At 44.1% G+C, this 26,244-nt stretch carries 29 protein-coding genes and 3 tRNA genes; 17 read left to right on the top strand and 15 right to left on the bottom strand.

Annotation, left to right across the window (positions count from 1 at the left end):
• Genes PSI22_RS04240 through PSI22_RS04215 form a run of 6 tightly spaced genes read right to left on the bottom strand, consistent with a single transcriptional unit; the run spans nt 1 to nt 3,713 of the window.
• A complete protein-coding gene (locus tag PSI22_RS04240; protein ID WP_273578723.1) occupies nt 1-1,374 on the bottom strand; it encodes a replicative DNA helicase in 1,374 nt (457 codons plus the stop codon).
• Nucleotide 1,375: 1 nt separating this feature from the next.
• The gene (locus tag PSI22_RS04235; RefSeq protein ID WP_273578722.1) at nt 1,376-1,960 is read right to left on the bottom strand and encodes an ATP-binding protein; all 585 of its coding nucleotides are present in this window, start codon (nt 1,958-1,960) and stop codon (nt 1,376-1,378) included.
• Nucleotides 1,957-2,724 (bottom strand): helix-turn-helix domain-containing protein, encoded by a 768-nt coding sequence (locus tag PSI22_RS04230; RefSeq protein WP_273578721.1) that lies wholly within the window; start codon nt 2,722-2,724, stop codon nt 1,957-1,959. The genes PSI22_RS04235 and PSI22_RS04230 overlap by 4 nt, the downstream gene beginning before the upstream one ends.
• Before the next feature lie 2 nt (nt 2,725-2,726).
• Nucleotides 2,727-2,951, bottom strand: a complete 225-nt coding sequence (locus tag PSI22_RS04225; protein WP_238099419.1) for a hypothetical protein — start codon at nt 2,949-2,951, stop codon at nt 2,727-2,729.
• 16 nt (nt 2,952-2,967) lie between these two features.
• Nucleotides 2,968-3,429 carry a toxin YdaT family protein gene (locus tag PSI22_RS04220; protein ID WP_273578720.1) on the bottom strand — a complete coding sequence of 154 codons (462 nt, stop codon included), beginning with the start codon at nt 3,427-3,429 and terminating at the stop codon, nt 2,968-2,970.
• A 56-nt stretch (nt 3,430-3,485) separates the two neighbouring features.
• Nucleotides 3,486-3,713: a transcriptional regulator gene (locus PSI22_RS04215; RefSeq protein ID WP_273578719.1), complete on the bottom strand. Its 228-nt coding sequence runs from the start codon at nt 3,711-3,713 to the stop codon at nt 3,486-3,488.
• Between the two features lie 149 nt (nt 3,714-3,862).
• Here PSI22_RS04215 and PSI22_RS04210 point away from each other — a divergent pair, with 149 nt between their 5' ends.
• The 12 genes from PSI22_RS04210 to PSI22_RS04155 all read left to right on the top strand — a co-directional run bounded on the left by PSI22_RS04210 (nt 3,863) and on the right by PSI22_RS04155 (nt 10,705).
• Nucleotides 3,863-4,228, top strand: coding sequence for a hypothetical protein (locus PSI22_RS04210; RefSeq protein ID WP_273578718.1), 366 nt, complete (start codon nt 3,863-3,865; stop codon nt 4,226-4,228).
• A 910-nt stretch (nt 4,229-5,138) separates the two neighbouring features.
• The gene (locus PSI22_RS04205) at nt 5,139-5,471 is read left to right on the top strand and encodes a hypothetical protein (protein ID WP_273578717.1); all 333 of its coding nucleotides are present in this window, start codon (nt 5,139-5,141) and stop codon (nt 5,469-5,471) included.
• A 13-nt stretch (nt 5,472-5,484) separates the two neighbouring features.
• Nucleotides 5,485-5,733, top strand: coding sequence for a hypothetical protein (locus PSI22_RS04200; protein WP_273578716.1), 249 nt, complete (start codon nt 5,485-5,487; stop codon nt 5,731-5,733).
• Nucleotides 5,734-5,748: 15 nt separating this feature from the next.
• Nucleotides 5,749-7,503 carry a phage-associated endonuclease gene (locus PSI22_RS04195; protein ID WP_273578715.1) on the top strand — a complete coding sequence of 585 codons (1,755 nt, stop codon included), beginning with the start codon at nt 5,749-5,751 and terminating at the stop codon, nt 7,501-7,503.
• Complete coding sequence (locus PSI22_RS04190) at nt 7,500-7,997, top strand: siphovirus Gp157 family protein (RefSeq protein WP_273578714.1); 498 nt, start codon at nt 7,500-7,502, stop codon at nt 7,995-7,997. The genes PSI22_RS04195 and PSI22_RS04190 overlap by 4 nt, the downstream gene beginning before the upstream one ends.
• 43 nt (nt 7,998-8,040) lie before the next feature.
• Nucleotides 8,041-8,220: a hypothetical protein gene (locus PSI22_RS04185; RefSeq protein ID WP_038204348.1), complete on the top strand. Its 180-nt coding sequence runs from the start codon at nt 8,041-8,043 to the stop codon at nt 8,218-8,220.
• 13 nt (nt 8,221-8,233) lie between these two features.
• Nucleotides 8,234-8,461: a hypothetical protein gene (locus PSI22_RS04180; RefSeq protein ID WP_038204346.1), complete on the top strand. Its 228-nt coding sequence runs from the start codon at nt 8,234-8,236 to the stop codon at nt 8,459-8,461.
• Nucleotides 8,461-9,051 (top strand): HNH endonuclease signature motif containing protein, encoded by a 591-nt coding sequence (locus PSI22_RS04175; RefSeq protein WP_273578713.1) that lies wholly within the window; start codon nt 8,461-8,463, stop codon nt 9,049-9,051. Before PSI22_RS04180 ends, PSI22_RS04175 begins: the two co-directional genes overlap by 1 nt.
• Nucleotides 9,044-9,235 (top strand): hypothetical protein, encoded by a 192-nt coding sequence (locus PSI22_RS04170; protein WP_254852235.1) that lies wholly within the window; start codon nt 9,044-9,046, stop codon nt 9,233-9,235. The genes PSI22_RS04175 and PSI22_RS04170 overlap by 8 nt, the downstream gene beginning before the upstream one ends.
• Nucleotides 9,236-9,301: 66 nt before the next feature.
• Nucleotides 9,302-9,493 carry a hypothetical protein gene (locus PSI22_RS04165; RefSeq protein ID WP_038204340.1) on the top strand — a complete coding sequence of 64 codons (192 nt, stop codon included), beginning with the start codon at nt 9,302-9,304 and terminating at the stop codon, nt 9,491-9,493.
• Nucleotides 9,462-9,680 carry a DUF4224 domain-containing protein gene (locus tag PSI22_RS04160; RefSeq protein ID WP_273578712.1) on the top strand — a complete coding sequence of 73 codons (219 nt, stop codon included), beginning with the start codon at nt 9,462-9,464 and terminating at the stop codon, nt 9,678-9,680. Before PSI22_RS04165 ends, PSI22_RS04160 begins: the two co-directional genes overlap by 32 nt.
• A 2-nt stretch (nt 9,681-9,682) precedes the next feature.
• The gene (locus tag PSI22_RS04155) at nt 9,683-10,705 is read left to right on the top strand and encodes a tyrosine-type recombinase/integrase (RefSeq protein ID WP_273578711.1); all 1,023 of its coding nucleotides are present in this window, start codon (nt 9,683-9,685) and stop codon (nt 10,703-10,705) included.
• A gap of 116 nt (nt 10,706-10,821) precedes the next feature.
• On the opposite strand, the gene PSI22_RS04150 is transcribed toward PSI22_RS04155, so the two are convergent.
• From PSI22_RS04150 to PSI22_RS04115, 8 genes are all read right to left on the bottom strand, one after another.
• Nucleotides 10,822-10,908: transfer RNA gene (locus PSI22_RS04150), tRNA-Leu, on the bottom strand.
• Between the two features lie 7 nt (nt 10,909-10,915).
• Nucleotides 10,916-10,989 (bottom strand) — tRNA-Cys (locus PSI22_RS04145).
• 6 nt (nt 10,990-10,995) lie between these two features.
• Nucleotides 10,996-11,071: transfer RNA gene (locus PSI22_RS04140), tRNA-Gly, on the bottom strand.
• 143 nt (nt 11,072-11,214) lie between these two features.
• Nucleotides 11,215-11,763, bottom strand: a complete 549-nt coding sequence (pgsA, locus tag PSI22_RS04135; RefSeq protein ID WP_273578710.1) for a CDP-diacylglycerol--glycerol-3-phosphate 3-phosphatidyltransferase — start codon at nt 11,761-11,763, stop codon at nt 11,215-11,217.
• Nucleotides 11,764-11,819: 56 nt separating this feature from the next.
• Nucleotides 11,820-13,652, bottom strand: a complete 1,833-nt coding sequence (uvrC, locus tag PSI22_RS04130; protein ID WP_273578709.1) for an excinuclease ABC subunit UvrC — start codon at nt 13,650-13,652, stop codon at nt 11,820-11,822.
• Nucleotides 13,653-13,673: 21 nt separating this feature from the next.
• On the bottom strand, nt 13,674-14,333 hold the full coding sequence (gene uvrY / locus PSI22_RS04125; protein ID WP_273578708.1) for a UvrY/SirA/GacA family response regulator transcription factor: 660 nt from the start codon (nt 14,331-14,333) through the stop codon (nt 13,674-13,676).
• 284 nt (nt 14,334-14,617) lie between these two features.
• Entirely contained in the window at nt 14,618-15,019 is a 402-nt protein-coding gene (locus PSI22_RS04120) for a GFA family protein (protein ID WP_273578707.1), read from the bottom strand.
• Nucleotides 15,020-15,049: 30 nt separating this feature from the next.
• Nucleotides 15,050-15,388 carry an NIPSNAP family protein gene (locus PSI22_RS04115; protein WP_273578706.1) on the bottom strand — a complete coding sequence of 113 codons (339 nt, stop codon included), beginning with the start codon at nt 15,386-15,388 and terminating at the stop codon, nt 15,050-15,052.
• 222 nt (nt 15,389-15,610) lie between these two features.
• Here PSI22_RS04115 and PSI22_RS04110 point away from each other — a divergent pair, with 222 nt between their 5' ends.
• A complete protein-coding gene (locus PSI22_RS04110) occupies nt 15,611-17,209 on the top strand; it encodes an FGGY-family carbohydrate kinase (protein ID WP_273578705.1) in 1,599 nt (532 codons plus the stop codon).
• 62 nt (nt 17,210-17,271) lie between these two features.
• Here PSI22_RS04110 and PSI22_RS04105 read toward each other — a convergent pair whose 3' ends face one another.
• Nucleotides 17,272-17,685, bottom strand: a complete 414-nt coding sequence (locus PSI22_RS04105) for a hypothetical protein (protein ID WP_273578704.1) — start codon at nt 17,683-17,685, stop codon at nt 17,272-17,274.
• Between the two features lie 360 nt (nt 17,686-18,045).
• Here PSI22_RS04105 and PSI22_RS04100 point away from each other — a divergent pair, with 360 nt between their 5' ends.
• From PSI22_RS04100 to PSI22_RS04085, 4 genes are all read left to right on the top strand, one after another.
• On the top strand, nt 18,046-18,720 hold the full coding sequence (locus PSI22_RS04100) for a DUF7424 family protein (protein WP_273578703.1): 675 nt from the start codon (nt 18,046-18,048) through the stop codon (nt 18,718-18,720).
• 377 nt (nt 18,721-19,097) lie between these two features.
• Nucleotides 19,098-19,229 carry a hypothetical protein gene (locus PSI22_RS04095; protein ID WP_273578702.1) on the top strand — a complete coding sequence of 44 codons (132 nt, stop codon included), beginning with the start codon at nt 19,098-19,100 and terminating at the stop codon, nt 19,227-19,229.
• The gene (locus PSI22_RS04090) at nt 19,171-22,380 is read left to right on the top strand and encodes a Tc toxin subunit A (protein ID WP_273578742.1); all 3,210 of its coding nucleotides are present in this window, start codon (nt 19,171-19,173) and stop codon (nt 22,378-22,380) included. Before PSI22_RS04095 ends, PSI22_RS04090 begins: the two co-directional genes overlap by 59 nt.
• Before the next feature lie 22 nt (nt 22,381-22,402).
• Nucleotides 22,403-25,951, top strand: a complete 3,549-nt coding sequence (locus PSI22_RS04085) for a Tc toxin subunit A-related protein (protein ID WP_273578701.1) — start codon at nt 22,403-22,405, stop codon at nt 25,949-25,951.
• Nucleotides 25,952-26,244 lie beyond the last annotated feature (293 nt).

Below are 26,244 nucleotides of genomic sequence, written 5' to 3'. Positions count from 1 at the left end.
TCAAAAGGCTTTGTTTGCGTAACGGTTCTCTTTCTGCTTCGCGCTGGCGTTCTGTTGCATCCGGCAGACTTCGGAAGCGATAATCTGGTCGGTGGGCAGGTAATGCCCGTTTTTAAATTCCTGATACACGGTACCGGTTTGCCCGTGGCGGTTTTTTTCCAGGATAATTTCGGCAAAGTTCGCCGCTGGACTCATTGGGTTATAAACGGCATCGCGGTAGGTGAAGATAATGTGATCCGCGTCCTGCTCCAAACTGCCGGAGTCACGTAAGTCGGCGGCTACAGGACGACGCTGATTAAGCGGGCGTTTATCTACATCCCTTGAAAGCTGACTCAGGGCAATAACAGGCGTGCGTAAACGCTTCGCCAATCCCCGCAAAGCACGCGATATTTCGGCAATAGCCAGATCATTACGTTCGGCTTTCGGCTTCTTTATCAATCCCAGATAATCAACAAAGATGCCTTTCAGATTGGGATGACGGCGCTTGTGAATTTCGCTAATGGCGCAGATTTGTTCAACGCTGAGATCAGCGGCATCCAGCACACTGATATCACGCTCCACTAGCGTGCCGATAGCGGCGGTGATTTGCTGCCAGTCCTCATCGTACAAATCACAGTTCCTGAGTTTGGAAACAGGCAACTTCGAAGATCCCGCTACCAGACGCTCAGTAATTTGCTGGGCGGCCATTTCCATGGAAAACAGTAACGCGCCCCCTTCGCCGCGGGTCATACCTTCAATCATGCACAGCGCCAGTTCCGTTTTCCCCATACCCGGGCGGCCGCCAATAAATATCAGGTCCGTAGGGTTGAAACCGCCCGTGAACACATCCAGGGGTTCAATACCCGTTAAGATCATGCCGCGGTTATCCTCACCTGAATTACGTTTTTCCAGTGTTTCGATATAACCTTCAATCAAGGTATTCATGGCAGCCGGCACTAAGTTCTGATTATCACGGGCCAATCCATTTAACGAAGCGGTGAATTCATCAATCAGGATTTCCGCTTGTGTATGGTTCTGAGCCGCCAATATATCCCGCTGGTAATTGCCGATCAGCGTGACCGCCTCACGGACACGCCAGCAGCCCATGACTTTCTCGGCGTAGCCTTTTAAATTCGCCTGCCAAACCGGTGTCCTAGTCAATTCCAGCAAGTTGGCCAGCACCCCTTTCTTTTCTCCCATCGCATCGGCGATAAAAAAGGGATCAATGATTGAGCCGCCCAACGCCTGCTTCTTGATTTCAATGTAAACCTGACGAAGGTGCCCTGAATTGAACGCCTCTTCCGGCAATATGGCCAGAACATCATACGCATCCGGTGTGGCCCCGCCTGACAGTAATCCGCTAATAACGGCAGTTTCTAGATCATGGCCGTTCATGTTATTTCCCTCTCCGATAACTGTCCCAGTTAAACGCCAGTACCACACCGCCCTGTGACATACGGTCGATAATCCGTTCGCCCAGGAAACCGGACAGCTCGGAAAGGGGCAGGTTGCTGATCAGAATGGTCGGCAGCAGGTCTTCATAGCGGTTGTTGATGACTTCAAACAGAATATTGCGTTCGCTGTCCGTGCCGTACTGCACCCCGATTTCATCAATGACCAACAAATCCATTTCGCTATAGAACTGCAGGGTTTCGAACTCAGTCTGTTCGGCTTCATGGTTCCACGAACGGCGGAATGCCCGGATGATACGCGAGGCCGTTGTCATGAACGCCCGTTCCTGTTTCTCCGTGGCCACCACCCGGCAAATTGCCACGGCCAGATGGGTTTTTCCTGTGCCCGGACGACCACACAGAACCAGTCCCTCCCCCGCTTGCTTGCGCGCTTCCCAGCTGTGGGCGTAGTTCTGGCAAATACCGAAGTTATGCCTTGCCGCCTCTGATGAGAGCTGGTAATTCGCAAAAGACGCCTGAGCAAAACGTGGGGAAATGTTCACCTCACGGAGTAAATCAGCTTGAGTCATGACGGGTCTCCCTGTTCGATGTTTTTCGACCAGTATGAATCCATCGATTCATAGTGTTTGTGCTCAAAACCTGTATGTGTGTTGGGACGCGATTGACGCTCCTGTTGGATTTTTTCAGGAAATAAGCCCTGCCAGCTGTTAACAATCGAAGTCATAATCACCTGATCTGCATTCGAACATGTAGCCAACATCTTGGCCTGCTGTCTGCAACTGGTTTCGGTCAACGGCTTTTTAATTTCCTGCCTGAATTTCACCCAGTCAGCCCAGACCTCTGCACTGACGTTTTCAGGTTTGGCCGTCAGTGGATCGAATTTTGATTTTCTCGACGATTTTTCCCCTTGGGGGGTAAGGGGGGTTTTAGGTTCTTTGACTGGTTCAGAAGAGTGACTGGTTCTGGGTGCAGCATTTGCACCACTTACCCCCGCAGTATTTGCACCACTGGGTGCAGGAGATGCACCATAGGGTGCAGCATTTTCACCCTCGCCATCCGTGGGTTTATTCAGATTCAAATAATAGATATTTGACTGGTTCAACCCGCTGTTTGTTTTGCGAGTGGCCACACTGACAAAACCCCGTTTGACCAGTTGTTTAATATGGTTTTGAACTGAACGTTCTGACATTTCACACTGTTCAGCAATATGGGGAACAGATGGCCAGCACTCACCCTGATCATTGGCATTGTCTGCCAGTTTGATGAACACGAGTTTCCGCAGTGGATTACCCACCTTCCGACTCATGGCCTTGACCATTAACAACATACTCATGCCTAAACCCCCAAAGACTTCGCAATAGCACGACATACCGCCTGATGCTCGTCAGGGGGCAGGTTCGCGGTTTTCAATATGGACTTCAATTTTTCGTACTTTTCCCAGGCACTTAACGCCGCTTCCTTACGGCTGTCGTAAATTTTTGACACTTCTTCGAGGGTGGCGGGCTTATCGTTCAGGCGAAAGCCATTCCGATAAGTAATCTTATCGAGGGATCTCAGCATTGGTCTTGCCTCTCAGTTAATGCACGTTGGTCAGACGTGGGTTTATTGCATTCAGTGCAGACACCGCTATCGCTATTCGGTGTGACATGTCACGCCCTCCAAGTAGTGTTTCACTCATTGCTGCCGCAAATTCCCTGATCGCAACAGATGCGAGATAATTCAGGTTATCTGCACTCGTTAATCTCGCCCGCCGTTCTGCGGGTAATGCCGCCTCAATCGCAGGCAACAGTTCCGAAATTTTGCGTTGTGCTGCATTTGAGTCACTACGTAACCATCGAAAAATCTGCTGTCGGTTGTTGTTTATCGCTTTCCAGTTAGCTTTCCCCATCCCGTCTTCAATCTGATGTAACCGAGACTGAGAACGGCCATGACACAGCAGGAAATACATTCGACTGACTTCAATTGCTACATGCTCCTGTCCTCGTTCTATTGCCCAAGCCTCAACTTCGGCTTTGAACGTATTAATGTCTTGCTCCACGATTTGCGTCTCCTGTCGCAATGTTGATTATTAAGAATCAGTTTTTCACTAATTCATCAGTTAACATTCATTTCAGGCCATATCCTTTGCCAGTCATGGGGGCGAAGATCCTGTCTTGTCACTTTCCCATTGGTGGCATTCTCTATATCAAAACATCTGGCCGGAGGAACTGGAGCATGACCATGCGCCATTTGTGATAGATAGGAACTAGACACCCCAAGCTTCTCAGCAAGAAGTTTGGCGTGACCTCGTTTTAAGCTGGAAATGTAATCATCTAATTTCATAACTACTCCTTCTTTGGAAATAGGAATAGTTTAATAAACGCTAAACATTTGTCAAGTATTTGCTTGTTTAGTGAATACTAATCACAATTTAGCTGGTAGAAAAGATAGTTAAATCCCCATATACATGGATTTTTATAAGCAAAATGAGCATGAAAAACATCAGGCAACAACGCCTAAGAGATTGGTTTTCTGGTAAAACTCTTCCTGAAAAAGAGAAGAGCTATTTGTCGCAACTTATGAATGGCAAAGCATCTTTCGGTGAAAAAGCAGCAAGACGCTTAGAGCGAGATTACCGAATGCCGGATGGATATTTGGATACTGATACAAACAACTCTGAATTAGGAGACCAGCTGCAAATAACATTAACCCCTAGGCAAAAAATTCTATTAGAACTATTCGACGAACTGCCAAATAGTGAAGCCGATGATCTAATAAAAAATCTTGAGGAAAAGAAACGGCATTACGATAATTTACTAGAAGAATTATTATATAAAAAGAAGCAAAAGAAAGTATAGAAAAAAGTCACTAATCGACTTTTTTCTTACTTATCAATGAGATTAAAATTTCATTTTGGATCCCACGGAATAAACCATTAACCTAAATCACCCGAATCACAATTAACCAGCCTTTAACCAACACTAAAAATTACCATGATATATGAATGTGGAATTCTCTAAGGCTATCTTGACCATCCAATTCCACAGTTCTCCCGCCAAGGTAAAATTCAATCCAGTTCACACCTTAGAATAGACACAAAAAATAAAATTGAAAATAAATCAAATAGTTAAATTAAGCACACCGATAAGAATACCTTTTTGGTTTATTTTTTACTTTACTTTTAGTTTACTAATTACTAAACTTCATTCCAACAGCAAACAGGCAGGACGCCCACGAAGTAGCCGCTACCAGCGTATGAAGAGGTAGATGATTTGCTCAGATAATACGGCACAGCAGCCGTTTAGGTTAAGTGTTCAGACCGAATTTACAGCTTCAGTTGTCATGAAGGAGGAGAACCGCAGCGCTCATTATGACCTGCCATGATTACCACTTTATGATAACTGGATTTATCCCAACACCAGGGAACATTGTTAATCGAGACCAATCACCACAGAGTGATACGTAAAGAGGCGCAAAGACGGTCGTCATTCCTTGACCAGGGTAAAGCGACGCTGGATAGCGTAACCAGCACCTTTTAGTTCGGAGACCATCATCTACATGATGATACGTAAGAGGCAACGAGTGACCTGACAGTCCGGAAAGACGGGTACTTTACAACAGACGTAAAAAAACCCACCGAAGTGGGTTCTTTTACCCCGAGTCGCCGACCAAAGCTATCGGGATTTCTAACGGCAGAGACCAATCCGCCGTAAGAGGCAAGACCAATGATTTCCATCACTGATCATTAATAATATATCAGGAGTTGCTATGAAAGCACAACCTAATACACTCAAAGTCACCATCTATGTTTATGCCAAAGAAGGTTTGGATAAACAGATTGAATTCAACAACCTCACCTTCAAACCCGCTAACACAGCCTATTGGGGCGCATTAGTCCATCGGCATGACGTGGAAATAACGCTCCCGTCAGTTAACAAATCTGACCTAATCCATGCGCAGATCAACGCGCTCGAAGCTGAAAAAGAAAAGGTTCTGGCCAGTGCACAAATAGAAGTGAATCAGATCGAAGACCGGATCCAGTCACTGCTGTGCATTGAAGGCGAACCCGTTTCCGTTTCTGATATGGAACTCCCTTATTAAGCCAGGATGAATTATGCAAAACATCGATGATGTGATTGAAATGATTCTGGATGCTGGCCTAATCGCTGTCGAACATGAAAACAACAGCGATTGCGGGGATGGAGTGACACATATCTCCATTCTGGGTGGAAAGCGTCGGGTGGAATACTACCCGACAACGGGGATGGTTTACTCAAACCCGGTTAAGGATATCTATTCCAAGGTTCGGCTTCCCAAGGCAGGCATTCGAAGAGCCATCAAACTGGCTAAAACAGGCAATTAACAAGAGGCAAGACCAATGACAACCTATGTTTGTGTATTTGAGCCGACCCAAGAGGCTCAAAAGGACGGCGCAGTATCTTTAGCCATCGCCATTGAAGCGAACTCCATCAAAATGGCGAAAGCAATGGCCATTGTTTTTTTGGGCGATGAGTACCCCGAAGACATGGATAAATTTAATACCCATGCACCGATTATTTGTGAAGATCAGCTCGGCTCCCCTCGCCCATCTATTGGCACATTTGATGAAAGGTTTGCCACTGAATACGAATTCAATGGCACAACATGGCAAGCCAGAACGCTCGAACCCGCGAAAAGCCCGGCGATTGCTGAACGCGAGTTTATCCATACTTACGCCACACTGGATTTAGAGATCGCGTTGGCACTGGTGGACGGGGACTTTTATTGCTGGGCCATTATGTCACACAGCATGAAGGCCGCCAGGCAGCTGATGGAAGATCACAATGAAGCATGGCGTCGCTGGTCAATGGCATTTCGTATCAGAACCGACGCCTTGTCTATTCCACGGGAAACTATCTTCAGGGTGGTACGTGAAGGTAAACGACGCCCTGAATTCCTGACCAATGCCATCGCTATGAAGGAATTTTTAAACCGTGCTTTGGGTGATGCACAGCCTGTACCTGAAAAAGAAACGGATTTGCCCATTGAACCGATATCTGAACCGCTGGCCACAGTAACAGAATCTGTTACTAACGACACTCAACAGGCCGAACCCCAATCCGAAGTGGAAAAAACCAAGACTAAACCCCGTAGGACGCGGAAAAATAAGCAGGCAGAAGAACCGTTACCGAGTGAAACTACCTTGCCGGCTGAAAAAAGCGAAGATGATACTGAAGAAACAGATCAGGCTCATGTGACCTGTCACACCGACACGGCGAATGATAATTTCCAGTATCGTGCAAACATTCTGGAAGAAGCCATTAAAGCGGGGAATGACGAGCAGCAAACCAATTTCCGTATATGGAAAGCCGTCCAGCGTACAGATCCCCGCTTTACTAAGCCACTGGAAGGGATGGGGTTCAGCGGTACCAGTATTAACAGTAACTACATGTTTATGAGAGCAACTGAGATATTTGGACCCGCGGGTGAAGGTTGGGGCTATCAGGTAATGGAAGAAAAAATGATCAATGGCGCCCCACTTTCTGAGCCTGTTTATGACAGCCAAAATAAGTATATTGGGACGCGTATACTACGCGACAGTGATGGTACGTTGTTCTGCGAGCAGAATCACTCCATCAAAATTTTGTTCTGGTATCTGATTGAAGGTGATATCCGGGGAGAAATCGAAAGTTACGGTGCTACTCCTTACCTTTATAAAAGCAAAAACGGCATCAGAGCCGATAGTGAAGTGATAAAGAAATCATTAACTGATGCTATCAAAAAAGCCTTGTCTATGCTCGGATTCAGCGCTGATGTCTTCATGGGAATGCACGATAACCCTGAATATCTGGCTGACAATAAAATTGAATTCGGGATTAAGGCGGCCAGCGATAAAGCCGAAGATTGGGTTCGGCTCCGTAAGGAACTGGACGATAAATTCACACGCAATACCGAAACCATGCGCACTGCTGTCAGCCAAAATGAAATTCGCGGCATAGCATCCACCCTCACCCGCGAATTAGGTATTCATTTAGAGAGTGCCAGGGCCAAAGCCGACAAAGATTATGAAAAATATTTGTCTGGCCGCCTGCGTCGTCTGACTGAAATTGAAAAAGAGTGTTTAACCCAACTTGAAGAAGAGGCAGACCAATGACCACAACTGCGATTGCATTAGCCGCTGATTATGACGAGCTGCAGAAACTGATCGAAGCCGGTGACTTTTCCCCGGAGGATATCGCCGACACGCTGGAAGGGATCGAAGGCGAATTGGGCAACAAGTTCGATTCCGTCATGGTTCACGTTCGCAACCTTGAAGGACAGGCCAGAACGCTGGATGAAGAAGCCAAGAGGCTGACAGAACGCAAGAGATCCTTTGAAGGACAAGTCAAGCATCTCAAGAAGTACATATTGGAATGCTTGCTAAAAGCTGAGCTGAACAGTCTTAAAACCACCAAAAATACCTTTAGCGCCCGTCAAAGCCCGGCCAAAGTCATTATCGATAATGAGATATTGTTGCCTGATGATCTTGTCGATGTACAAACCATCACGGCACCGGACAAGAAAGCGATAAAGGACGCTATCGAACGCGGTGAAACCGTTCCGGGTGCGCATATCGAAATTGGGGAAAGAAGTTTGCAGGTTCGTTAACCATCAGATTATGCCCGGTGATTCGGGCATTACGGAGGACATTATGGCAGCAAAACTCGAAATTAGTATTTTTTATAACGAAGAAATCAAGCAGTGTGAAGTGACCTGGTCAGCAGACAGTTCTGATGATCTCGTTCCAATGGAAAAATCAATATTGGAGCAATTGGCAACTACTTTGATGAATCAGCTCAATTCCGGTACTCATCACGGTCAGTTGCATTGAGAGGGTCTGCACGATGAAAAACAATCTGGAAGATTTACATAATCATCTGTTTGCCCAGCTAGAACGCCTCTCTGATGAAGCACTGACAGGCGAAGAACTCAAAGATGAAATTGCCCGTTCGAAAGCGGTTTCGGCTGTCGCCAACCAAATCGTGGAAAACGGCAAACTGGCCCTCACGGTGCAAAAGATGTTGGGTGATAACGAAATTCAATCAGCACCTAAATATCTGGAGGTTAAATAATGGCGTGTTTTGTCTATACCCCTGCAATGGAAAACTGGATGCGTGAACATTATTTATTGCGGCTGGACACACTCACCTTAGCCTTTAATCAGCAATTTCATGTTACCCGTTCTTCAGAGGCCATTAACGCATTACGTAAGCGTCTGAAGTTAAAAACAGGCCGTAGTGGTTGCTTTACCCAAGGTCACTCTCCAGCCAATAAAGGTAAAAAAGGATTAACCGGTGCAAATACCGGGTCATTTAAGAAAAATCATCGTCCCCATAACGACCTGCCTATCGGCAGTGAAGTCGTCACTCAGGACGGTTATGTCAAAGTCAAAGTGGCCATTCCCAGTAAATGGAAACTTAAGCATCGGCTGGTGTGGGAACAACATCATGGCCCGATCCCCAAAAGCGGCGTGATTAAATTTATCGATGACAATAAACAAAATTGTGTCATTGAAAACCTGATGCTGGTATCGAAACCAGAACATGGAGTGATTAACCGCTACTACCCGCATGCCCCTGCTGAATATAAACCGACCACTGTTCAGCTTGCACGCCTAAAAATAGCCATTAGAGATAAAACAAGAGGCCAGACCAATGCTTAAACATCAACACCGTCGTAACCAAGCCGTCAGGCTCACCCTGCCCGATGGCACGAACGGCCTGATCGTGACCGACCGCCGCTGCACAATATCCTACGATTTTCCGGTCGAGATAAAAATTGAGCCGGTTGGCCACAATCAAAAGACTGAGGCCGACAGCCTATCCTTCACCCGTAAAACTGATTAAGCCTAATCAGAAATTCGGCTACGTAATGAATAGCATGATGGTCAACCCACCCAACGGAGAACCATCATGCAACCCTGGCAACCCGGACAACAGCTATTAACTAACTTCGATATCAAACTGGGACGATTAGCGGCCAGTGTCAAAAACACGCCCTGCAATCAGGGGGATATTGCCCGTGCCTGCAACACCGCTGATCTGATCATTCTATCGATGATGAGGCAAGACCATGAAAAACCAATGCGACATTATCACCGATAAGGAGATGGCAGAATTGACCGGCTATCAAATACCTTCCAAACAGTGCGAAGTACTGGCCAGACATGGCATTTTCTTTATCACGCGACCCGATAATAAACCCAGAACGACCTGGCAGCATTTTAACCATCCCATGATTGCCACTCGCTACTCTAAACCGACCGAAGAGCCAGACTTCGAGAAGGTGTAATTATGGCCAGAACAAGGAAAAATCCCGCCGATGCGAAGTTACCCAAACGGGTCTATCGGGGAAAAACCAAATATGAATTTCATCCGGCCAGAGGGGGATCTATTTCCCTCTGCCCTCTGGATGCACCACTTTCAGTTATCTGGGCAGAATATGAAAAAATTATTTGTGACATGTCACGGGAGGAAAACACGGTATCAGAGTTAATCAAACAATTCCTGGCCTCCGCCACCTTTCAAGATCTGGCGATGGAAACCAAAAAAGACTACCGAAAATATGCCAACAAGTTGATCCCTGTCTTCGGAAAAATGTCACCGGACAATGTGAAACCTGAGCACGTCAGAAAATACATGGACAAACGCGGCCTGAAGAGCAGAACACAGGCTAACCGCGAAAAAACCTTTTTTTCCCGTGTCTACAAATGGGGATATGAGCGTGGAATGGTCAAAGGCAATCCGTGTACGGGTGTGAAGCAATACAAGGAGAAGGCACGGGAACGGTATATCACCGATGCAGAATATACCGCACTTTATTCTGTTTCCCCTGTCATTGTTAAAATGGCAATGGAGCTGGCTTATTTATGTTGCGCACGACAGGCCGACGTGCTGTCACTCACCCGCTCACAGTTAATGGAGAACGGGATCTTTATTCGCCAGGGTAAAACCGGAAAACAGCAAATTAAGGCGTGGACAAAGCGTTTAGAAGATGCAGTGAAAATGAGTGGCACCTTAGTAACTGATCCCGGCATTGCCAGCATGTATGTGATTTGTCAGGCCACAGGCCATAAATATACCCGTGATGGCTTTAACAGCCGCTGGAAAAAAGCGAAAGATATAGCGAAAGACACTTTCCCAGAGTTGGACTTTAACTTTACGTTTCATGATTTAAAAGCAAAAGGGATTTCAGATCTGGACGGTACACTGGCAGAGAAGCAGATGATTTCGGGTCATAGAAATATTACCCAGACGGCAAGATACGACAGAAAAATTGAAGTAGTTCCGGTTGTTGGCGGGCAAAACACAAAATGATATTAGGCAAAGATATTAGGAATATATTAGGAATGTGATTTTCATCAAACAAAAAAGCCACCCGAAGGTGGCTCTTTCTTAACGCTAACCCGCTGATACTTAAGCAAGTTTTTATATGGTGCCCAGGGCGGGACTTGAACCCGCACAGCCATAAAGCCGAGGGATTTTAAATCCCTTGTGTCTACCGATTTCACCACCTGGGCTTGAATCTGGAGGCGCGTCCCGGAGTCGAACCGAGGTAAACGGATTTGCAATCCGCTGCATGGCCACTCTGCCAACGCGCCTTTTTTTGGAGCGGGAAACGAGACTCGAACTCGCGACCCCGACCTTGGCAAGGTCGTGCTCTACCAACTGAGCTATTCCCGCCTTTCTCGAACTTGCTGATTTACTTAACTTGTTTCGTAAATCTCATGTGCCGTTCGATGCGTTGCATTCTACTTATTTCACGAAACGAGTCAATACAATTATTATTAAAACCCGATTGTTCGATGCTTTTTGCGTCACTTCGATCAACCTTCACGCAAATCATTCCATGCAGCGCTCAAATATTGAAACATTGACCAGAACGTCAATACCGCAGCAGCGTATAATAAGATAAATCCACCCACTTCAACTTCAATGCTGGGACGCCACAGTAAAGCAACCAATGCTGCCATCTGTGCTGTCGTTTTTATTTTCCCCAGCCAGGATACAGCAACACTACTGCGTTTTCCCAATTCAGCCATCCATTCCCGCAGAGAAGATATAATAATCTCTCGAGCAATCATTGTCGCCGCCGGTAACGTGATCCACCATGCATGATAATGTTCAGCTATCAACACCAGCGCAATAGCAACCATGACTTTATCCGCAACCGGATCAAGAAATGCCCCAAAGCGCGTTGTTTGCTTCCATAAACGAGCAAGGAAACCATCAAACCAATCTGTCGCAGCAGCAATAACAAAAATCATAGCGCACAGCATCGGTGACCACTGAAATGGCAGGTAAAATGCCAAAACAAAGAACGGGATTAAGGCAATACGGAATAGAGTAAGCCATGTTGGAATATTTAATTGCATAATGCTTCGTAACTATCTGGCCATGTAAAGTTTATCAGTATGGTGCATCAATAATCTTAGTGTTTCAACGCATTATAGATTTTTTCTGCTAACGAATGCGAAATAGAAGGCACTTTTGCGATCTCCTCTACACTTGCGTTGCGTAAAGGCTGTAATCCACCCATGTATTTTAACAACATTTGTCTACGTTTTGGTCCTATACCTTCTATCGATTCCAATGTGCTGGTCTTTTTCACTTTTTCCCGACGCTGGCGATGTCCTGTGATGGCATGGTTGTGAGATTCATCACGAATATGCTGGATAACGTGCAATGCCGGTGAATCAGGAGGAAGTGCTATTCCCTCGCCTTCTGACTGGAAAAATAGAGTTTCCAGACCTGCTTTGCGATCACTGCCCTTCGCAACGCCAATTAGCTTAGGATGGTTTTTATTCCATTCAACATCCAGCGAACCAAAAACCTCCAGCGCTTGCGCTAATTGCCCTTTACCTCCATCAATAAAGATGATGTCAGGAATTTTGGTCTGCTCAATAGCTTTACCATATCGGCGGCGTAAAACTTGATTCATCGCCGCATAATCGTCTCCCGGTGTTATTCCCGCAATGTTATAGCGGCGGTATTCAGAGCGCACAGGGCCATTTCCATCAAAAACGACACAGGATGCAACGGTCTGTTCTCCCATCGTATGGCTGATATCAAAACATTCCATTCTGTGAACTTTTTCAATGCCAGCAAATTCAGCAAGTGATGCCAACCGCTGGTGGATAGTCGATTGCTGGGACAGTTTCGTAGTCAATGCCGTTGCTGCATTAGTACGTGCCAATTTGAGATAACGCGCCCTGTCACCTCTTGGGCGAGGTTGAATATGCACTTTCCTGCCTGATAATTCAGAAAGGGATGCTTCCAGCAGTTCTTTTTCAGGCAACGAAAAATCCAGCAGGATCTCCGCCGGCAATGTTCTGTTCTGGCTACCTTGAAGGTAGAATTGGCCGAGAAAAGTTTGTACTACTTCATCCAATTTGGTATCAGCGGGAATTTTAGGATAGTAACTGCGGCTGCCCAAGATTTTTCCCTGACGGATAAACAAGACATGCAGGCACGCCATTCCTGTATCAAAAGCAACACTGATAACATCCAGATCATCCCCTACTCCAGAAACAAATTGCCGTTCAGTTACCTGCCTGACGGCTTGAATCTGGTCACGGTAACGAGCCGCATCTTCAAATTGCAGTTGTTGACTTGCTTCTTCCATTCTGCCAACCAGCTCTGTCAGTACCTGCTGATCTTTGCCAGATAGGAACAGGCCGACATATTCAACCTGCTGCTGATACTCTTCATCCGTCACAAAACCGTTGACACAAGGAGCAAGACAGCGACCAATCTGATATTGCAGACAGGGTCTTGAACGATTGCGGTATACGCTGTCTTCACATTGGCGAATCGGAAAAAGTTTCTGCAAGAGAGCTAAGGTATCACGCACAGCATGGGAGTTAGGAAATGGCCCGAAATACTCGCCTTTCGCATGCTTGGCACCACGGTATAGGGTCAAACGAGGATGGATATCTCCACTCAAGAAAATGTAAGGGTAGGATTTATCATCCCGCAGTAAAACATTGTAGCGAGGCTGATAAAGTTTGATGTAGTTATGTTCAAGCAGGAGCGCTTCCGTCTCTGTATGCGTAACCGTGACATCTATTTGAACGATATTTTTTACCAGTGATTCTGTCTTGCGGCTGCCAACTTGTGTCCGAAAATAACTGGATAGCCGTTTTTTCAGATCCTTGGCCTTACCGACATAAATCACCGAGCCAGTGGTGTCATACATTCGATAGACTCCCGGCTGGCTGGTTACTGTTTTTAAAAATACCGTTGAATCAAATTGCTCTGCCACGATTTACCACCCATCACACTGTCATCCGCTATGGTTTACCATATTCTGTGCGTCAAGCAACCCACAACGTATCGCCATATGGGTCAATTCTACATCACCCTTGATATTTAGTTTACTGAACATTCTATAGCGATAGCTATTTACTGTTTTTGGGCTAAGGTTAAGCAACGTGGAAATTTCATTAACTTTTCGGCCCTGAGTGATCATCGTCATGATCTGTAACTCCCGCTCTGAGAGTTCATCCAGTAGGTTCTCTTTGGGTGGGGATAACTGGTCGAGCGCCATCTGCTGTGCAATATCAGGAGAGATATAACGCTGCCCTGCATAAACCGTCCGAATAGCATTAATCATGTCTTGAGGTGTTCCTGCCTTACTCAAATATCCTCTGACTCCGGCCTGCATCACTTTCGCTGGCAAGGAGCTTTCAGTATGGATAGTCAGCATAATTACCCGCGTATCAGGCGAATAGCGAATAATTTTTTTGGCTGCCTCAAGGCCACCTATTCCCGGCATTCCCATATCCATAATAACAACATCCGTGCTGTTTGATCTGCACCATCTGACCGCATCTTCTCCGCTACCGGCTTCTCCTACAACCTTAATTCCTTTTACATCCTCGAGTATGCCTTTCACGCCAATGCGAACCAGTTCGTGATCATCAACTAACAAAACATTAATCAAACAACGTCTCCACTAACGTAATATCCACTGAAATAGTGGCAACATCTTCTGTCGATAGATATCAAGATCTTTTTGATAAGTAAGCGATTATACGGATATTAATCCTAAACAGAAAGAAAATTGTTACATATAAATAAAGTAAAAATTAGATTAATAAATTTAATAAACCATATTTACTATCAACCCTATATTAAATTATTTCCAAATAGAATTAAAATATCTTATTCTGAAACATATATTTATATCAAAAATATGAGGGAATAATTTCCCTCATATTAAAACCATTATTTAAATAAATTAAGAATATCCTGTTTATTTAACATCGGTGTTTTTTCAACAAAATTATAATACGCAGGTTTACTGTCCACATAAACTTGATTAGATAATTTACTTGAATGACTATTTTCGAACAGGGCAACCGGAACATAATATACACTAGGCTGAAGTAAATGGTAAAAAAGGTGTGTTCCGCATTTATTACAAAAAGCCCGTTCTGCCCACGCTGAAGAGGAATACGTTGAAATGTTTTCAGCACCATCTATTTGCAGATCATTCTTACAGTCTACAGATAAAAACGGGCCGCCATTCCACTTTTGGCACGTTTCACAGTGACATGCATTGATATTCTCAATATTTTGATAGGTTTTTATCCCTACCGCACCACACAGGCAACGACCTTGATTCATCATTCCACCTCTCTGTTTTAGATAAACTTATCAACCACTCCGACGTAATGCATCAATCGATACCTTGGGAAGCGCTATTATCGACTTTATGCTTTTATCAATTTTCTCGATAATCTCTGTTTTTGGGCCATTGATCCCATCATCGCTGCTATAAAAAGCAGTCAAAATATTATTCATTTCATCAAGATCACCAAAAGCACGAATCAGATAATATGAATCAGAGTTGTGTAATGAATTACCATAACTAATAACATCTATGCCAGTTTTCTCATGCAATGGCACACTAATTTCTGTCATTATTCGATGAAATTCCTTTCCTGTTTCTGCTTTTAACTCATATTGCAATATTTCTATAATTTTTTTATCCATATGGCACCATATGACTTTTGATCAGAATAATCACAAATCTTGTCCATTTCCCGAAAGAAAAAAAGCAAATTATCTTTTTTATTTGTGCATTGTCACAAAACTTTAGTTAATATTTTACCGACTAAAAAACAACCTACATTGTTAGAGTATATTACAATGCATCAACAATAATTTAGGTATTTTTGTTATTAAAATTATATAAATAAAACAATAAGGTATCGTATGGAACAACAATATTTCATTGGTATTGATGTCGGCTCCGCCAGTGTACGTGCCGCCATTTTTAATCAGAAAGGCAAGCGATTAGCATTTTCTGTCCGCTCTATTCAACAATTTCATCCAAAAGCAGATTTTGTCGAACAGTCATCGGCAAATATCTGGTCAAATATCTGCACTACAGTCAAGGAGGCTGTTTCTCACGCAGGGATCTATCCCACTCATGTTAAATCCATCGGTTTTGATGCCACTTGTTCATTAGTTGCAGTCAATGCGGAAGGAGAGCCGTTATCTGTTGCAGAAGACGGCAGTCCAGAGCGCGATATCATCATGTGGATGGATCACCGTGCAATCGAGGAAACCATCCGCATAAATCTCACGGATGACCCCACCCTACGTTATGTCGGGGGTGAAATCAGTGTTGAAATGGAATTACCCAAGATTTTATGGCTGAAAAACCACTTTCCACAGCGTTATCAAGCAGCGTGGCGCTTTTTTGATTTAGCTGATTTTTTAGTATGGAAAGCGACAGATGCCGATGTTGGCAGTATTTGCACTCTCACTTGCAAGTGGAATTATCTGGCTCATCAAAAACAGTTCAGCAAAGAATTTTTTCAACGTATTGGGCTGGAAGATCTAACAAACAAGATACCGACAATTATTATCGAGTTAGGCCAACAAGCTGGCCATCTTACTGAGCAGTCGGCCAGTGCATTAGGTTTACACGGCGATGTTATTGTTGCCAGTGGCATTATTGATGCCCATGCCGGCGGGCTAGCGCTGATTGGCGCAAAACCGAATGGTAGTCTGGCAATAATCAGCGGAACCTCAAATTGCCATATGATTGTCAGCCCAGAGCCTGTTATGGTTCGTGGTGTATGGGGGCCTTACTTTGGGGCTATGCTGCCTGATTATTGGCTTAATGAGGGTGGACAAAGTGCTGCCGGAGCACTGGTTGAGTGGTCGATCCGCCAGCATGAAGCCTGGCCCGTGCTGGAGGCAGAAGCCAAAGTAGCTGGGCTTCATTATTACCAACAACTCAATGATGCCGTTGCCCAACTGGAGCTACGCGAAAAATACCCAACAGCCCAACTGCATATTTTGGCTGACCATCACGGAAATCGCTCACCACGGGCAAATCCCAACGCCAAAGGCATGATTAGCGGGTTGACTCTGGAACAGGGGCGAGAAGGCTTGGCGCGACATTATCTGGCAACACTACAATCTATCGCTTATGGCACACGCCATATCATTGACATTTTGATTAAGGCGGGGCATCGAATAGATCGTCTGGTGATATGTGGCGGTGCAACCAAAAATGCATTGTGGCTGCGGGAATATGCCAATGCAACGGGGCAGGAAATTCATCTGGCAGAGGAAGAGGATGCGGTTAATCTCGGTGCAGCCATGTTAGGCGCAGTCGCCTTCGGAGCGTTTGCTGATATTACCGCAGCAGCCCAATCAATGGTACGGGAAGGAAATGTGATCAGCCCAGAGAAAGAAACGTTCCCGTTCCATCAGGCAAAATATCAAGTCTATTTACAGATGTATCAAGATCAGCAGCGTTATGTTGATATGATGCGTTCTGCTGGGTCTTTTAATTAATTCAAGGTGTTAATTCATATAGAAAACCCCATCAATATTCGATAGGGTTTTCTATTTAAATCTTATTTGGCTTCAGACAATACGGCATTAGCTATTTTTGGGTGCAGCGTATACATACCACCATTCAGGGGATCTACAATCAACCAGCCAATCAAACCACCAAATACAAAATTACCCCCGATATACCATCCGTTAGGTTTTGCTACCAGCGGCAAAGTGACAGATTTAAGATGTTCTTTCGCAAAAGTTATCTGATAGCTCTTTTTCCCAAAATAACGACCATTCGATTTTTCAAGCATGACATTTTGGGGTGTATTTCCATGCGCAACCACCTTGCCAGTTTCATCTTTGATTGAAAATTCAGCGCCTGAAGGCTGGCTATTGACTTCAATAAGTTGATTTTTTTCACCAATAATGGTGGCACAACCACTGCACAGCATCACAGCAGATAATAATAACGTACAAATTTTATTCATTTATAATCCATGAAAGAAAAAATCATCAAATGTGCGGCGAATAGTACCAGAATTCTCCTTTTATATACAATAATTTTAATATATTTATCTTTGTTATTAATATATAAAATAGGTAACAATCTACTATTAAAAGGGAAAATAAAAAATCAAGATAGATATTCATTTAAATAAAAACAATTTATTAATTTATTTACTAATGTAATTAATAATTAAAATTACCCTATATTGCATCCAATCATGAAAACACCAAGAATATTTTATGTAATATAATGAATTTTGTGACCGGAATAATTGACGATATAAGGGTAAAAATATAGTTTTCTTTATTGCCAATTTTAAAAAAATAATTTGAGGTAAGGAATGCGTAAATTATCTGTAATTGCTTTATCCGTACTGGCATTAACCGGTTGTAAAGTCGGTTTAGATACAGAAGTAAACCTCAGTGATATTCTTGCTCAAGAACACAAAATCGTGCAAGGTAACCTGAATGTTGAAGTCACTTCTTGCTCAACTTCCGGCGATTCCCGTCAAGAGTCTAAGAGTTTGATCGAGACCAAACAAAAGATCCCGGCTATTTTTAAAAATGCCGAATTTGTAGAATGTTATCGAAAAGATTTTGATTCCTTCGCTCATTTCACTATTCCGATTGATGTCGGCAGTGCACAAGAGCCTATTAATCAACAAAATACCGATGTCTATATTTATTCAAATAAAAAGCAGAAAATCATTGCTGAATTGAAATTAACAGATGCGCTAATTGGCCGTATTAACAAAGCGAAAAAAGATTTAAGCTCAATGAAATTTAATTTCGCTGTGAAAATACATAGAACCAAAGAGCCGATTAATGTAAAAGCCCTTGGTGTATTTATGACAAATGATAAAGGTCAAATCACCCCCATGGTTTATGAAGACTTTGAATGGTCTAAGTCCAAATATGCCACCTTTAAATTATCCGATGTTGCCGTCAATTCGTTGTTAACGAAGGGTAAACATCCGTTATTATTAGAGGTTGATTATTTCGAGAAAAATAAATAACATCACAATTCATCATTAAATTTGACTTACAGCCCTGAAGTACTGGGGCTGTATTTATTCAACCTGATGAATAATCTCACAGTAGCAAACATCAAAATCAATATAATCAGATATTATTCTTACCATCAAAAAGTGTATCCCTTAATTTTTATATTGATGACAATTTATTTTAATCTTCAACATAACAAGCCCAAACGTTTAAATTCATACTTTGAACAAGAGCATATGATAATAAAAATGGGTATTAATAAATCATAATATATTATTTCGATTGACAAATACCACATTTGAATCATTCAAGTTATCTTTCCTCTCTTTTTCTAAATTTAAAATAATTTGGATACTTTTTAATTTTCAGCTACAGAATGGTGATTATTATGCAGAATAAAGCATCATCTTTATCCGGTTTATTAGAGCAGCCACTACTTGATGCCGGCTATAAAAATGTCTTTGAAATTGTCTCAATCAGCCGTGCTGCTTTTGTTCAATCCATCCCTTCCCGTCAATGAAGCCCAAGCGATATACCTTCAAGCCCGTCAGCGGGCAGAAAATCTAAAATCGCTCTATCGGTCATGGCAGTTGCGTCAGGAGCCTGTCATTAAAAGAATGGGCAAACTCAATACACAATCAGACGCACCCATCCTAGAAAAAACCTTGGTTGACAGCATTGGGAGGGATGGAGATTTCAGCGATATCATGAACCGAGCCAGCCAATATGCTGACGCCGCGTCCATTCAATCCCTGTTTTCTCCCGGACGTTACGCAACCGCACTCTATAAAGTTGCCAGAGATCTGCATACGTCATCTTCCAGCCTGCATATTGATCAGCGTCGCCCGGATCTGCAAAGTCTGGCTCTGAGCGAAACCACCATGAATCAGGAAATCACCTCGCTCGATGTTCTGCTTGATATCCTGCAAAAAGGCGGTCAGGACATCAATCAACTGTCCACCACGTTTTACCCGATGACACTGCCCTATGATGATGATCTCTCACAGATCAATGCCGCCCTGTCAGCGCAGGCTCGAACTCTGAATGGGGTCTGGAATACTCTGGCAGATGTCACGGCGCAGGCTGTCACAGACCAACCCTCTACGGAGATACCCAATAATTCGCCCAAATTTTTTGCCGCTGAAGGCAAGAAAGATCAGTTTTTTGATGGAGAAATTTTCTATGTTAAGGCAATAGAGTTTCAAAACCAGCCGATGATTTACCTATCGCACTACACCAACGGAGAAACGGTTGAAGGTGTGCAACTGATTGCAGGTAATCCAGATAACGCAGCCGCAGCCGCCATTGCTCCGTTGAAACTCACTTGGTCGATGGCAGGTCAGTGCTACTATTTGGGGATCCCTGACGGGACAAAAACGGGTGATGGCAAAATTCTGAATGGCTGTTTTTTACGAGGTAATAGCCCAACTAACCCGAATCAGGACGGCGATTTCGCTCAAGTCGCCAATAAATCAAACAGCACACAACCCTTAAGCCAATTCCATCTACCTGTCACGCTGGAACAAAATGACAAAGATAAGACTCAGTTTTATCTGAAAACACACAAAGGCTATATCGCTGTAGGGCCTTCCGGCCAAACAAATTGGAAAAATGCGTTGGTCATTAATGGAGAAAAAACCGATGCCTTGCTGCTGCAATTCAGCAAAGACAATACAGGAACGCCAACGGTGCCTGATGATGTCGTTCCCCCTGCCATTAATGACATACCTTCACCACCCGCTCGTGAAACGTTGTCACTAACGCCTGTCAGCTATCAACTCATGACCGAGCCGGCACCGACAACAGAGGACATCTCCAATCATTATGGCCTTGGCAGCAGACTGCGGGATGTATCGCCTTTAACTTCATCTCTGGCTGACACGCTAAACTCTATCGAAACATTCTGCGAAAAAACTCAAATCACCTTTAATCAACTCATGGAGTTAACGGCACAGAGTACCTTCAGTCAAAACGGGGCAGGCGCTCATGCGGGTAGCCGTTATTTCCGTTTTGGTGAAACAGACCCTACCCGTGTCAATGTTTATGGGGCAACCTACCTGAACAGCACACTGGCAGTGGATGCTGACAGCCAATATCTGTGGGTACAAACCGATGGCAAAAAACTGAATTTCAGTGACAGTACCGTTGTTGAACTGGCAGGCCGGGCCGAAAAGCTGGTGCGCCTGGCTGCCGAAACCGGACTCTCCTTTGACGAACTGGATTGGTTGATTGCCAGTGTCAGCCTCAGTGTTCCCGAACACTATGGCAAAATCGTATTGGATAAACCGGTACTTGAAGCGCTGGCGGGATATATCAACTTGAGACAGCGCTCAGGCCTTGATGTCGATACTTTCGTCACCTTCATTTGCGCAGTCAATCCTTATGCCCCTCGTCAGACAGCCAGCCTCTATGAGAAAACATTCCGCTCGGCCGCTGACGGTAATCAGGTCATTACCCTGGGTGAAGAAGTAAAATACACCTTGGATGAACAAGACGAATTATCTACTTTATGCTGTAAGGCCCTGGGCGTTACCAGTGATGAGTTTTTCCGCATCGGGAGTTACTGTTTTGATGACGCTGGCCACTTTACCGTGGATGAATATACTGCCAGTCAATTGTATCGCTTCGGAGCCATTCCTCGTCTATTTGGCCTGACGTTTGCTCAGGCCGAAATTTTGTGGCGCTTGATGGCAGGCGGAACCGATATTCTGTTGAAGCAGTTGGGTCAGGCCAAATCGCTGCAACCACTGAAGATCCTGCGCCGTACTCAAGAAGTTATCGATTGGATGGCTTCAACCGGGCTGAATTTGGTTTATCTGCAAGGCATGGTAAGCACACAGTGGAGCGGAACCGCCGCCGCAGATATGTTCAATTTCCTGCAAAATGTCTATGTCAGTGTTAATAACAACCCGTCAAATTCGCTGGAATCCCTTGATCCTGCCCTGCAACAAAAAACCCTGCGGGCACTGAGTGCGGGTTTTAGTATCAAAAGTAATGTGATGAATATTGTGACGGTCTGGCTGGAAAAAATCACGGCCGACGATACGTTGCCCTTAACACTATCTGATTACTGGAATGCCATTCAAACATTGTTCAGTACCAACACCACTACATTGGACGATTTACAATCTGATACCAACCTTGTAATAGCCACTCAGCGATTGAGTCAATTGGTGTTGGTTGTCAAATGGCTGAGTCTGACTGAACAAGATCTGCAACTGCTGACAGACTTTCCTGAGCGCCTGATAGACAATCAAACCAGCGCCTCTGCTCCCAATCTGTCTTTACTGCTCACACTATCCCGTTTTAAACAGTGGCAAACTCAAGTTACGGTTCCTCACGATGAGGCCATGCGCTGTTTCGAACAACTGAATGATCCCACAATGACAATCAGCCATGCCGCAACCCTGATCGCCCGATTGCATGAAATGGATAAAGGCACAGTTGAACAGGTCAATACTCTGCTGTTTGGCGACAATAACTGGCCAAAAAGTTTTACCGCGCTCTGGCAGCTTCTGACTTGGCTGCGCGTCGGGCAAAGCCTGAATGTGGGCAGTAAGACTCTGAGTGACCTGATGAAAATGATGAAAGCTGATCCTGCTGCCGAAAACACTGCTCTACTGGCATCAGTCGCCCAAAACTTAAGCGCGGCAATGACTGGCCGTCAGTAACCGGATAAAGAAGGAATTGATTATGTCTGACTCTTTATTTTCTCAAATATTAAAAGAACAACGCCGTGATGCATTGGTGGCCCATTATATCGCCACCCAAATTCCCACCGATCTAAAAGACAGTATCCAGACGGCTGATGATCTGTATGAATACCTGCTGCTGGATACCAAAATCAGCGATTTGGTTTCCACTTCCTTACTGTCAGAAGCGATTGGCAGCCTGCAACTGTTTATCCACCGGGCGATGGAAGGTTATGATGGCACTCTGGCAAGTTCCGCAAAACAGTATTTCGCCGACGAACAGTTCTTATATAACTGGGACAGTTTCAATCATCGTTACAGTACATGGGCAGGTAAAGAACGCTTAAAATTCTATGCCGGTGATTATATCGATCCAACATTGCGCCTGAATAAAACCGAGATATTTACTGAATTGGAACAAGGCATTTCACAGGGAAAATTACAAAACGAGTTGGTTGAGAGCAAACTACGTGATTATCTGATCAATTTTGATACTCTACTGACACTTGATTATATCAGCGCCTGTCAGGGGAAAGATAACAAAACGATTTTCTTTATTGGGCGGACAGAGTATGAACCCTATAAATTCTACTGGCGGAAATTAACATTACCTAACCAATGGACAGAGTGGAAAGCCATTAATGCCGGTATTAGTGCCCCTTATTCAGGACATGTAGAGCCTTACTGGCAAAATAATAAGCTACATATACGTTGGTATACAATATCAAGGGAAGATAAAGTAGATTATGTTTATAAACATATCTGGGTGATGAAAAGTGATTATAATTGGACATCAAAGAATCAAATTCTTGATATTTCGTTCACTGGCTACAACAGAGTAGGTGCAACTGGCTCATCAAGTCCAAACCGAGTCGCATCACAATACTCATCTGATGCTGAATTAACTATTTCCAATGATGGAGAAACATTAATCTTTAGTAATCCACCTTCTGGCTATCAACCGAGTTATGGCGTTGCTCTTTGCTATGATTCAGGTACAGTAATAACTGTATTGAATAATATTGGAAGTAAACATCTAAAATCAAAAGACTATGTAAATACAAAATTACGTATGTGCCATGGAACAAGTTATAACAATGACCACTATTGTAATTTTACCATTTCAATTAATGAGATTACTTTCACAACTTACGGCGAATTCTCCTCCGATGGCAGGCAATTCACACCACCTTCTGGTTCAGCCATTGCTCTCTATCCCCCCGACTATGTGGATTTAAATAACAAACTGGATACCAGTCTGGACTCACTGTTTAATTATGATGTCCAAAAACAGTTCGGGGGTTCCAATCCGGTGAATAATTTCAGCGGTCCTTACGGCATATATCTGTGGGAAATCTTTTTCCATATTCCATTCTTGGTAGCGGTACGAATGCAGACGGAACAACATTTCAGCGATGCGGATACTTGGTACAAATACATTTTTCGCAGCGCTGGTTATCGTAATGACGATGGCGACCCCATTATGGATGATAATGCACCACGCTACTGGAATGTCATGCCATTACAGATCGACAAGGAATGGGATACGACACAGCCTGCCACCACCGATCCCGATGTGATCGCCACAGCCGATCCGATGCACTATAAACTAGCAATATTCCTACATACTCTTGACCTGCTGATTGCCCGTGGTGACGCTGCCTACCGCCAGCTTGAACGGGATACACTGGTCGAAGCCAAGATGTATTATATTCAGGCACTGCAACTGCTGGGAACCAGACCAGATATCCATATCACGAATAGCTGGCCAAATCCGACCCTGAATGAAGAAGCCAACAAAATCAGCAAACCGACGCTACTGAGCACGCCAGAAGCCATGACATTTTCGACGTGGCTGAATTCTGGCGATGCTACCAATATCGGTGATGGTGATTTCTTGCCGCCTTACAACGACGTCCTGCTGACTTACTGGGATAAGTTGGATATCAGGCTATATAACCTGCGCCATAACTTGAGTCTGGATGGTCAGCCTCTGAATCTGCCACTGTATGCCACGCCTGTCGATCCCAAAACACTACAACGCCAGCAAGCGGGTGGTGATGGTACAGGTAATGGTTCGCTCAGTGATGAACACAAAACCCAAGGCTGGCGTTATCCTTTATTAATTGAACGCGCTCGTAACGCTGTAAGTTTATTGACGCAGTTCGCTAGCAATCTGCAAACCACATTAGAGCGTCAAGACAATGAAAAAATGACGCTGTTATTGCAAACGCAGCAACAGGCGATCCTGAAACAACAACATAATATTCAGCAAACCAACCTGAAAGGGCTACAACATAGCCTGACGGCTTTGCAAGCCAGCCGGAATGGTGCTGCATTGAGGCAGAAACACTATAGCGACCTAGTTAATGGAGGCCTCTCTGCGGCGGAAATTGCTGGCCTGACACTGCGTAGTACAGCCATGATCACTAATGGCGTGGCAACTGGCTTATTAACTGCGGGTGGTATTGCCAATGCCGTACCAAACGTTTTCGGCTTGGCTAACGGTGGATCTGAGTGGGGAGCACCACTGCTCGGTGCGGGTCAGGCAACACAAGTCGGTGCGAGTATTCAAGATCAAAGTGCGGGAATTTCTGAAATCACAGCCAGTTATCAACGCCGTCAGGAGGAGTGGGCGCTACAACGTGATATCGCCGATAATGAATTGACCCAATTGGATGCCCAGATACAAGGTCTGCAAGAACAACTCAACATGGCGCAGAAACAGATCACACTGGCAGAAATGGAACAGGCTCATACTCAGGCCGTTTACGATCTGCAAACCACCCGTTTTACCGGACAAGCGCTATATAACTGGATGGCCGGCCGCCTGTCTGCGCTTTACTATCAAATGTACGATGTCACACTGCCGATATGTCTTCAGGCAAAAGCGGCGTTAGTACAGGAGCTGGGTGAAAAAGAAAGTGATAGCCTGTTTCAGGTTCCGATCTGGAATGATCTGTGGCAGGGTCTGCTGGCAGGAGAAGGTTTAAGTACCGAATTGCAGAAACTGGATAATATCTGGCTTACACGCGGTGGCATAGGGCTGGAAGCCACTCGCACAGTATCTTTGGATTCACTGTTTGGTACAGGCACACTGAATGAAAATATCAATAAGGTACTTAACGGCGAGGGAGTCTCCACTTCCGGTGGCGTCACCCTGTCACTCACCAACGGTATTTTTCAGGCCACGCTTGATTTGAACCAGCTCGGTCTGGAAAATTCCTACAATATGAGCAGCGAGAATAAACGCCGAATTAAACGTGTTGCTGTCACTTTACCCACTCTACTTGGCCCTTATCAAGATATTGAGGCAACACTGGTGATGGATTCAGAAATAGCCACACTATCACATGGTACAAATGACGATGGCCGGTTTGTCACGGATTTCAACGACAGCCGTTTCCTGCCATTTGAAGGCCGAGACGTAACATCGGGTGAATTGACACTGAATATTTTCCATGCAGGAAAAGATGAAACACAGCATGATCTGATTGCCAACCTGAGTGATATTATTGTGTATCTGAACTACATTATTCGAGAAGTCTAATTTTATGTTTTACAGGCTCCCAACAGGGAGCCTGATTAAATTATTAATACAGAAAATCTATTTTTTAAATATATGACAACTAGCAAAACCTCTCTCTTAATTTATATTAAATTGTTTTAATGAAATAAATTACATTTAATGCATTAACAAGTTATTATTTATTATTTATTATTTATTATTTATTATTTATTATTTATTATTTATTATTTATTATTTATTATTTATTATTTATTATTTATTATTTATTATTTATTATTTACATTATATTAAAAGTATCTAATTAACAATACCAT

It is taken from the genome of Xenorhabdus aichiensis, from assembly GCF_028598775.1.
Taxonomy (GTDB): domain Bacteria; phylum Pseudomonadota; class Gammaproteobacteria; order Enterobacterales; family Enterobacteriaceae; genus Xenorhabdus; species Xenorhabdus bovienii.
The sequence above is the reverse complement of the archived record's forward strand: the minus strand, read 5'-3'. Positions and strand labels throughout refer to the sequence as shown.

What these genes read in the sequence shown, in the direction of transcription:
- PSI22_RS04095 (WP_273578702.1), top strand. Translation starts at nt 19,098, where the DNA reads ATGCAGAATAAAGCATCATCTTTATCCGGTTTATTAGAGCAGCCACTA.
- PSI22_RS04160 (WP_273578712.1), top strand. Translation starts at nt 9,462, where the DNA reads ATGAAAAACCAATGCGACATTATCACCGATAAGGAGATGGCAGAATTG.
- PSI22_RS04225 (WP_238099419.1), bottom strand. Translation starts at nt 2,951, where the DNA reads ATGCTGAGATCCCTCGATAAGATTACTTATCGGAATGGCTTTCGCCTG.
- PSI22_RS04200 (WP_273578716.1), top strand. Translation starts at nt 5,485, where the DNA reads ATGCAAAACATCGATGATGTGATTGAAATGATTCTGGATGCTGGCCTA.
- PSI22_RS04205 (WP_273578717.1), top strand. Translation starts at nt 5,139, where the DNA reads ATGAAAGCACAACCTAATACACTCAAAGTCACCATCTATGTTTATGCC.
- PSI22_RS04115 (WP_273578706.1), bottom strand. Translation starts at nt 15,388, where the DNA reads ATGGATAAAAAAATTATAGAAATATTGCAATATGAGTTAAAAGCAGAA.
- PSI22_RS04195 (WP_273578715.1), top strand. Translation starts at nt 5,749, where the DNA reads ATGACAACCTATGTTTGTGTATTTGAGCCGACCCAAGAGGCTCAAAAG.
- pgsA (WP_273578710.1), bottom strand. Translation starts at nt 11,763, where the DNA reads ATGCAATTAAATATTCCAACATGGCTTACTCTATTCCGTATTGCCTTA.
- PSI22_RS04100 (WP_273578703.1), top strand. Translation starts at nt 18,046, where the DNA reads ATGCGTAAATTATCTGTAATTGCTTTATCCGTACTGGCATTAACCGGT.
- PSI22_RS04120 (WP_273578707.1), bottom strand. Translation starts at nt 15,019, where the DNA reads ATGAATCAAGGTCGTTGCCTGTGTGGTGCGGTAGGGATAAAAACCTAT.
- PSI22_RS04170 (WP_254852235.1), top strand. Translation starts at nt 9,044, where the DNA reads ATGCTTAAACATCAACACCGTCGTAACCAAGCCGTCAGGCTCACCCTG.
- PSI22_RS04215 (WP_273578719.1), bottom strand. Translation starts at nt 3,713, where the DNA reads ATGAAATTAGATGATTACATTTCCAGCTTAAAACGAGGTCACGCCAAA.
- PSI22_RS04240 (WP_273578723.1), bottom strand. Translation starts at nt 1,374, where the DNA reads ATGAACGGCCATGATCTAGAAACTGCCGTTATTAGCGGATTACTGTCA.
- PSI22_RS04175 (WP_273578713.1), top strand. Translation starts at nt 8,461, where the DNA reads ATGGCGTGTTTTGTCTATACCCCTGCAATGGAAAACTGGATGCGTGAA.
- PSI22_RS04105 (WP_273578704.1), bottom strand. Translation starts at nt 17,685, where the DNA reads ATGAATAAAATTTGTACGTTATTATTATCTGCTGTGATGCTGTGCAGT.
- PSI22_RS04190 (WP_273578714.1), top strand. Translation starts at nt 7,500, where the DNA reads ATGACCACAACTGCGATTGCATTAGCCGCTGATTATGACGAGCTGCAG.
- PSI22_RS04210 (WP_273578718.1), top strand. Translation starts at nt 3,863, where the DNA reads ATGAAAAACATCAGGCAACAACGCCTAAGAGATTGGTTTTCTGGTAAA.
- PSI22_RS04180 (WP_038204346.1), top strand. Translation starts at nt 8,234, where the DNA reads ATGAAAAACAATCTGGAAGATTTACATAATCATCTGTTTGCCCAGCTA.
- PSI22_RS04165 (WP_038204340.1), top strand. Translation starts at nt 9,302, where the DNA reads ATGCAACCCTGGCAACCCGGACAACAGCTATTAACTAACTTCGATATC.
- PSI22_RS04155 (WP_273578711.1), top strand. Translation starts at nt 9,683, where the DNA reads ATGGCCAGAACAAGGAAAAATCCCGCCGATGCGAAGTTACCCAAACGG.
- PSI22_RS04230 (WP_273578721.1), bottom strand. Translation starts at nt 2,724, where the DNA reads ATGAGTATGTTGTTAATGGTCAAGGCCATGAGTCGGAAGGTGGGTAAT.
- PSI22_RS04110 (WP_273578705.1), top strand. Translation starts at nt 15,611, where the DNA reads ATGGAACAACAATATTTCATTGGTATTGATGTCGGCTCCGCCAGTGTA.
- PSI22_RS04185 (WP_038204348.1), top strand. Translation starts at nt 8,041, where the DNA reads ATGGCAGCAAAACTCGAAATTAGTATTTTTTATAACGAAGAAATCAAG.
- PSI22_RS04085 (WP_273578701.1), top strand. Translation starts at nt 22,403, where the DNA reads ATGTCTGACTCTTTATTTTCTCAAATATTAAAAGAACAACGCCGTGAT.
- PSI22_RS04235 (WP_273578722.1), bottom strand. Translation starts at nt 1,960, where the DNA reads ATGACTCAAGCTGATTTACTCCGTGAGGTGAACATTTCCCCACGTTTT.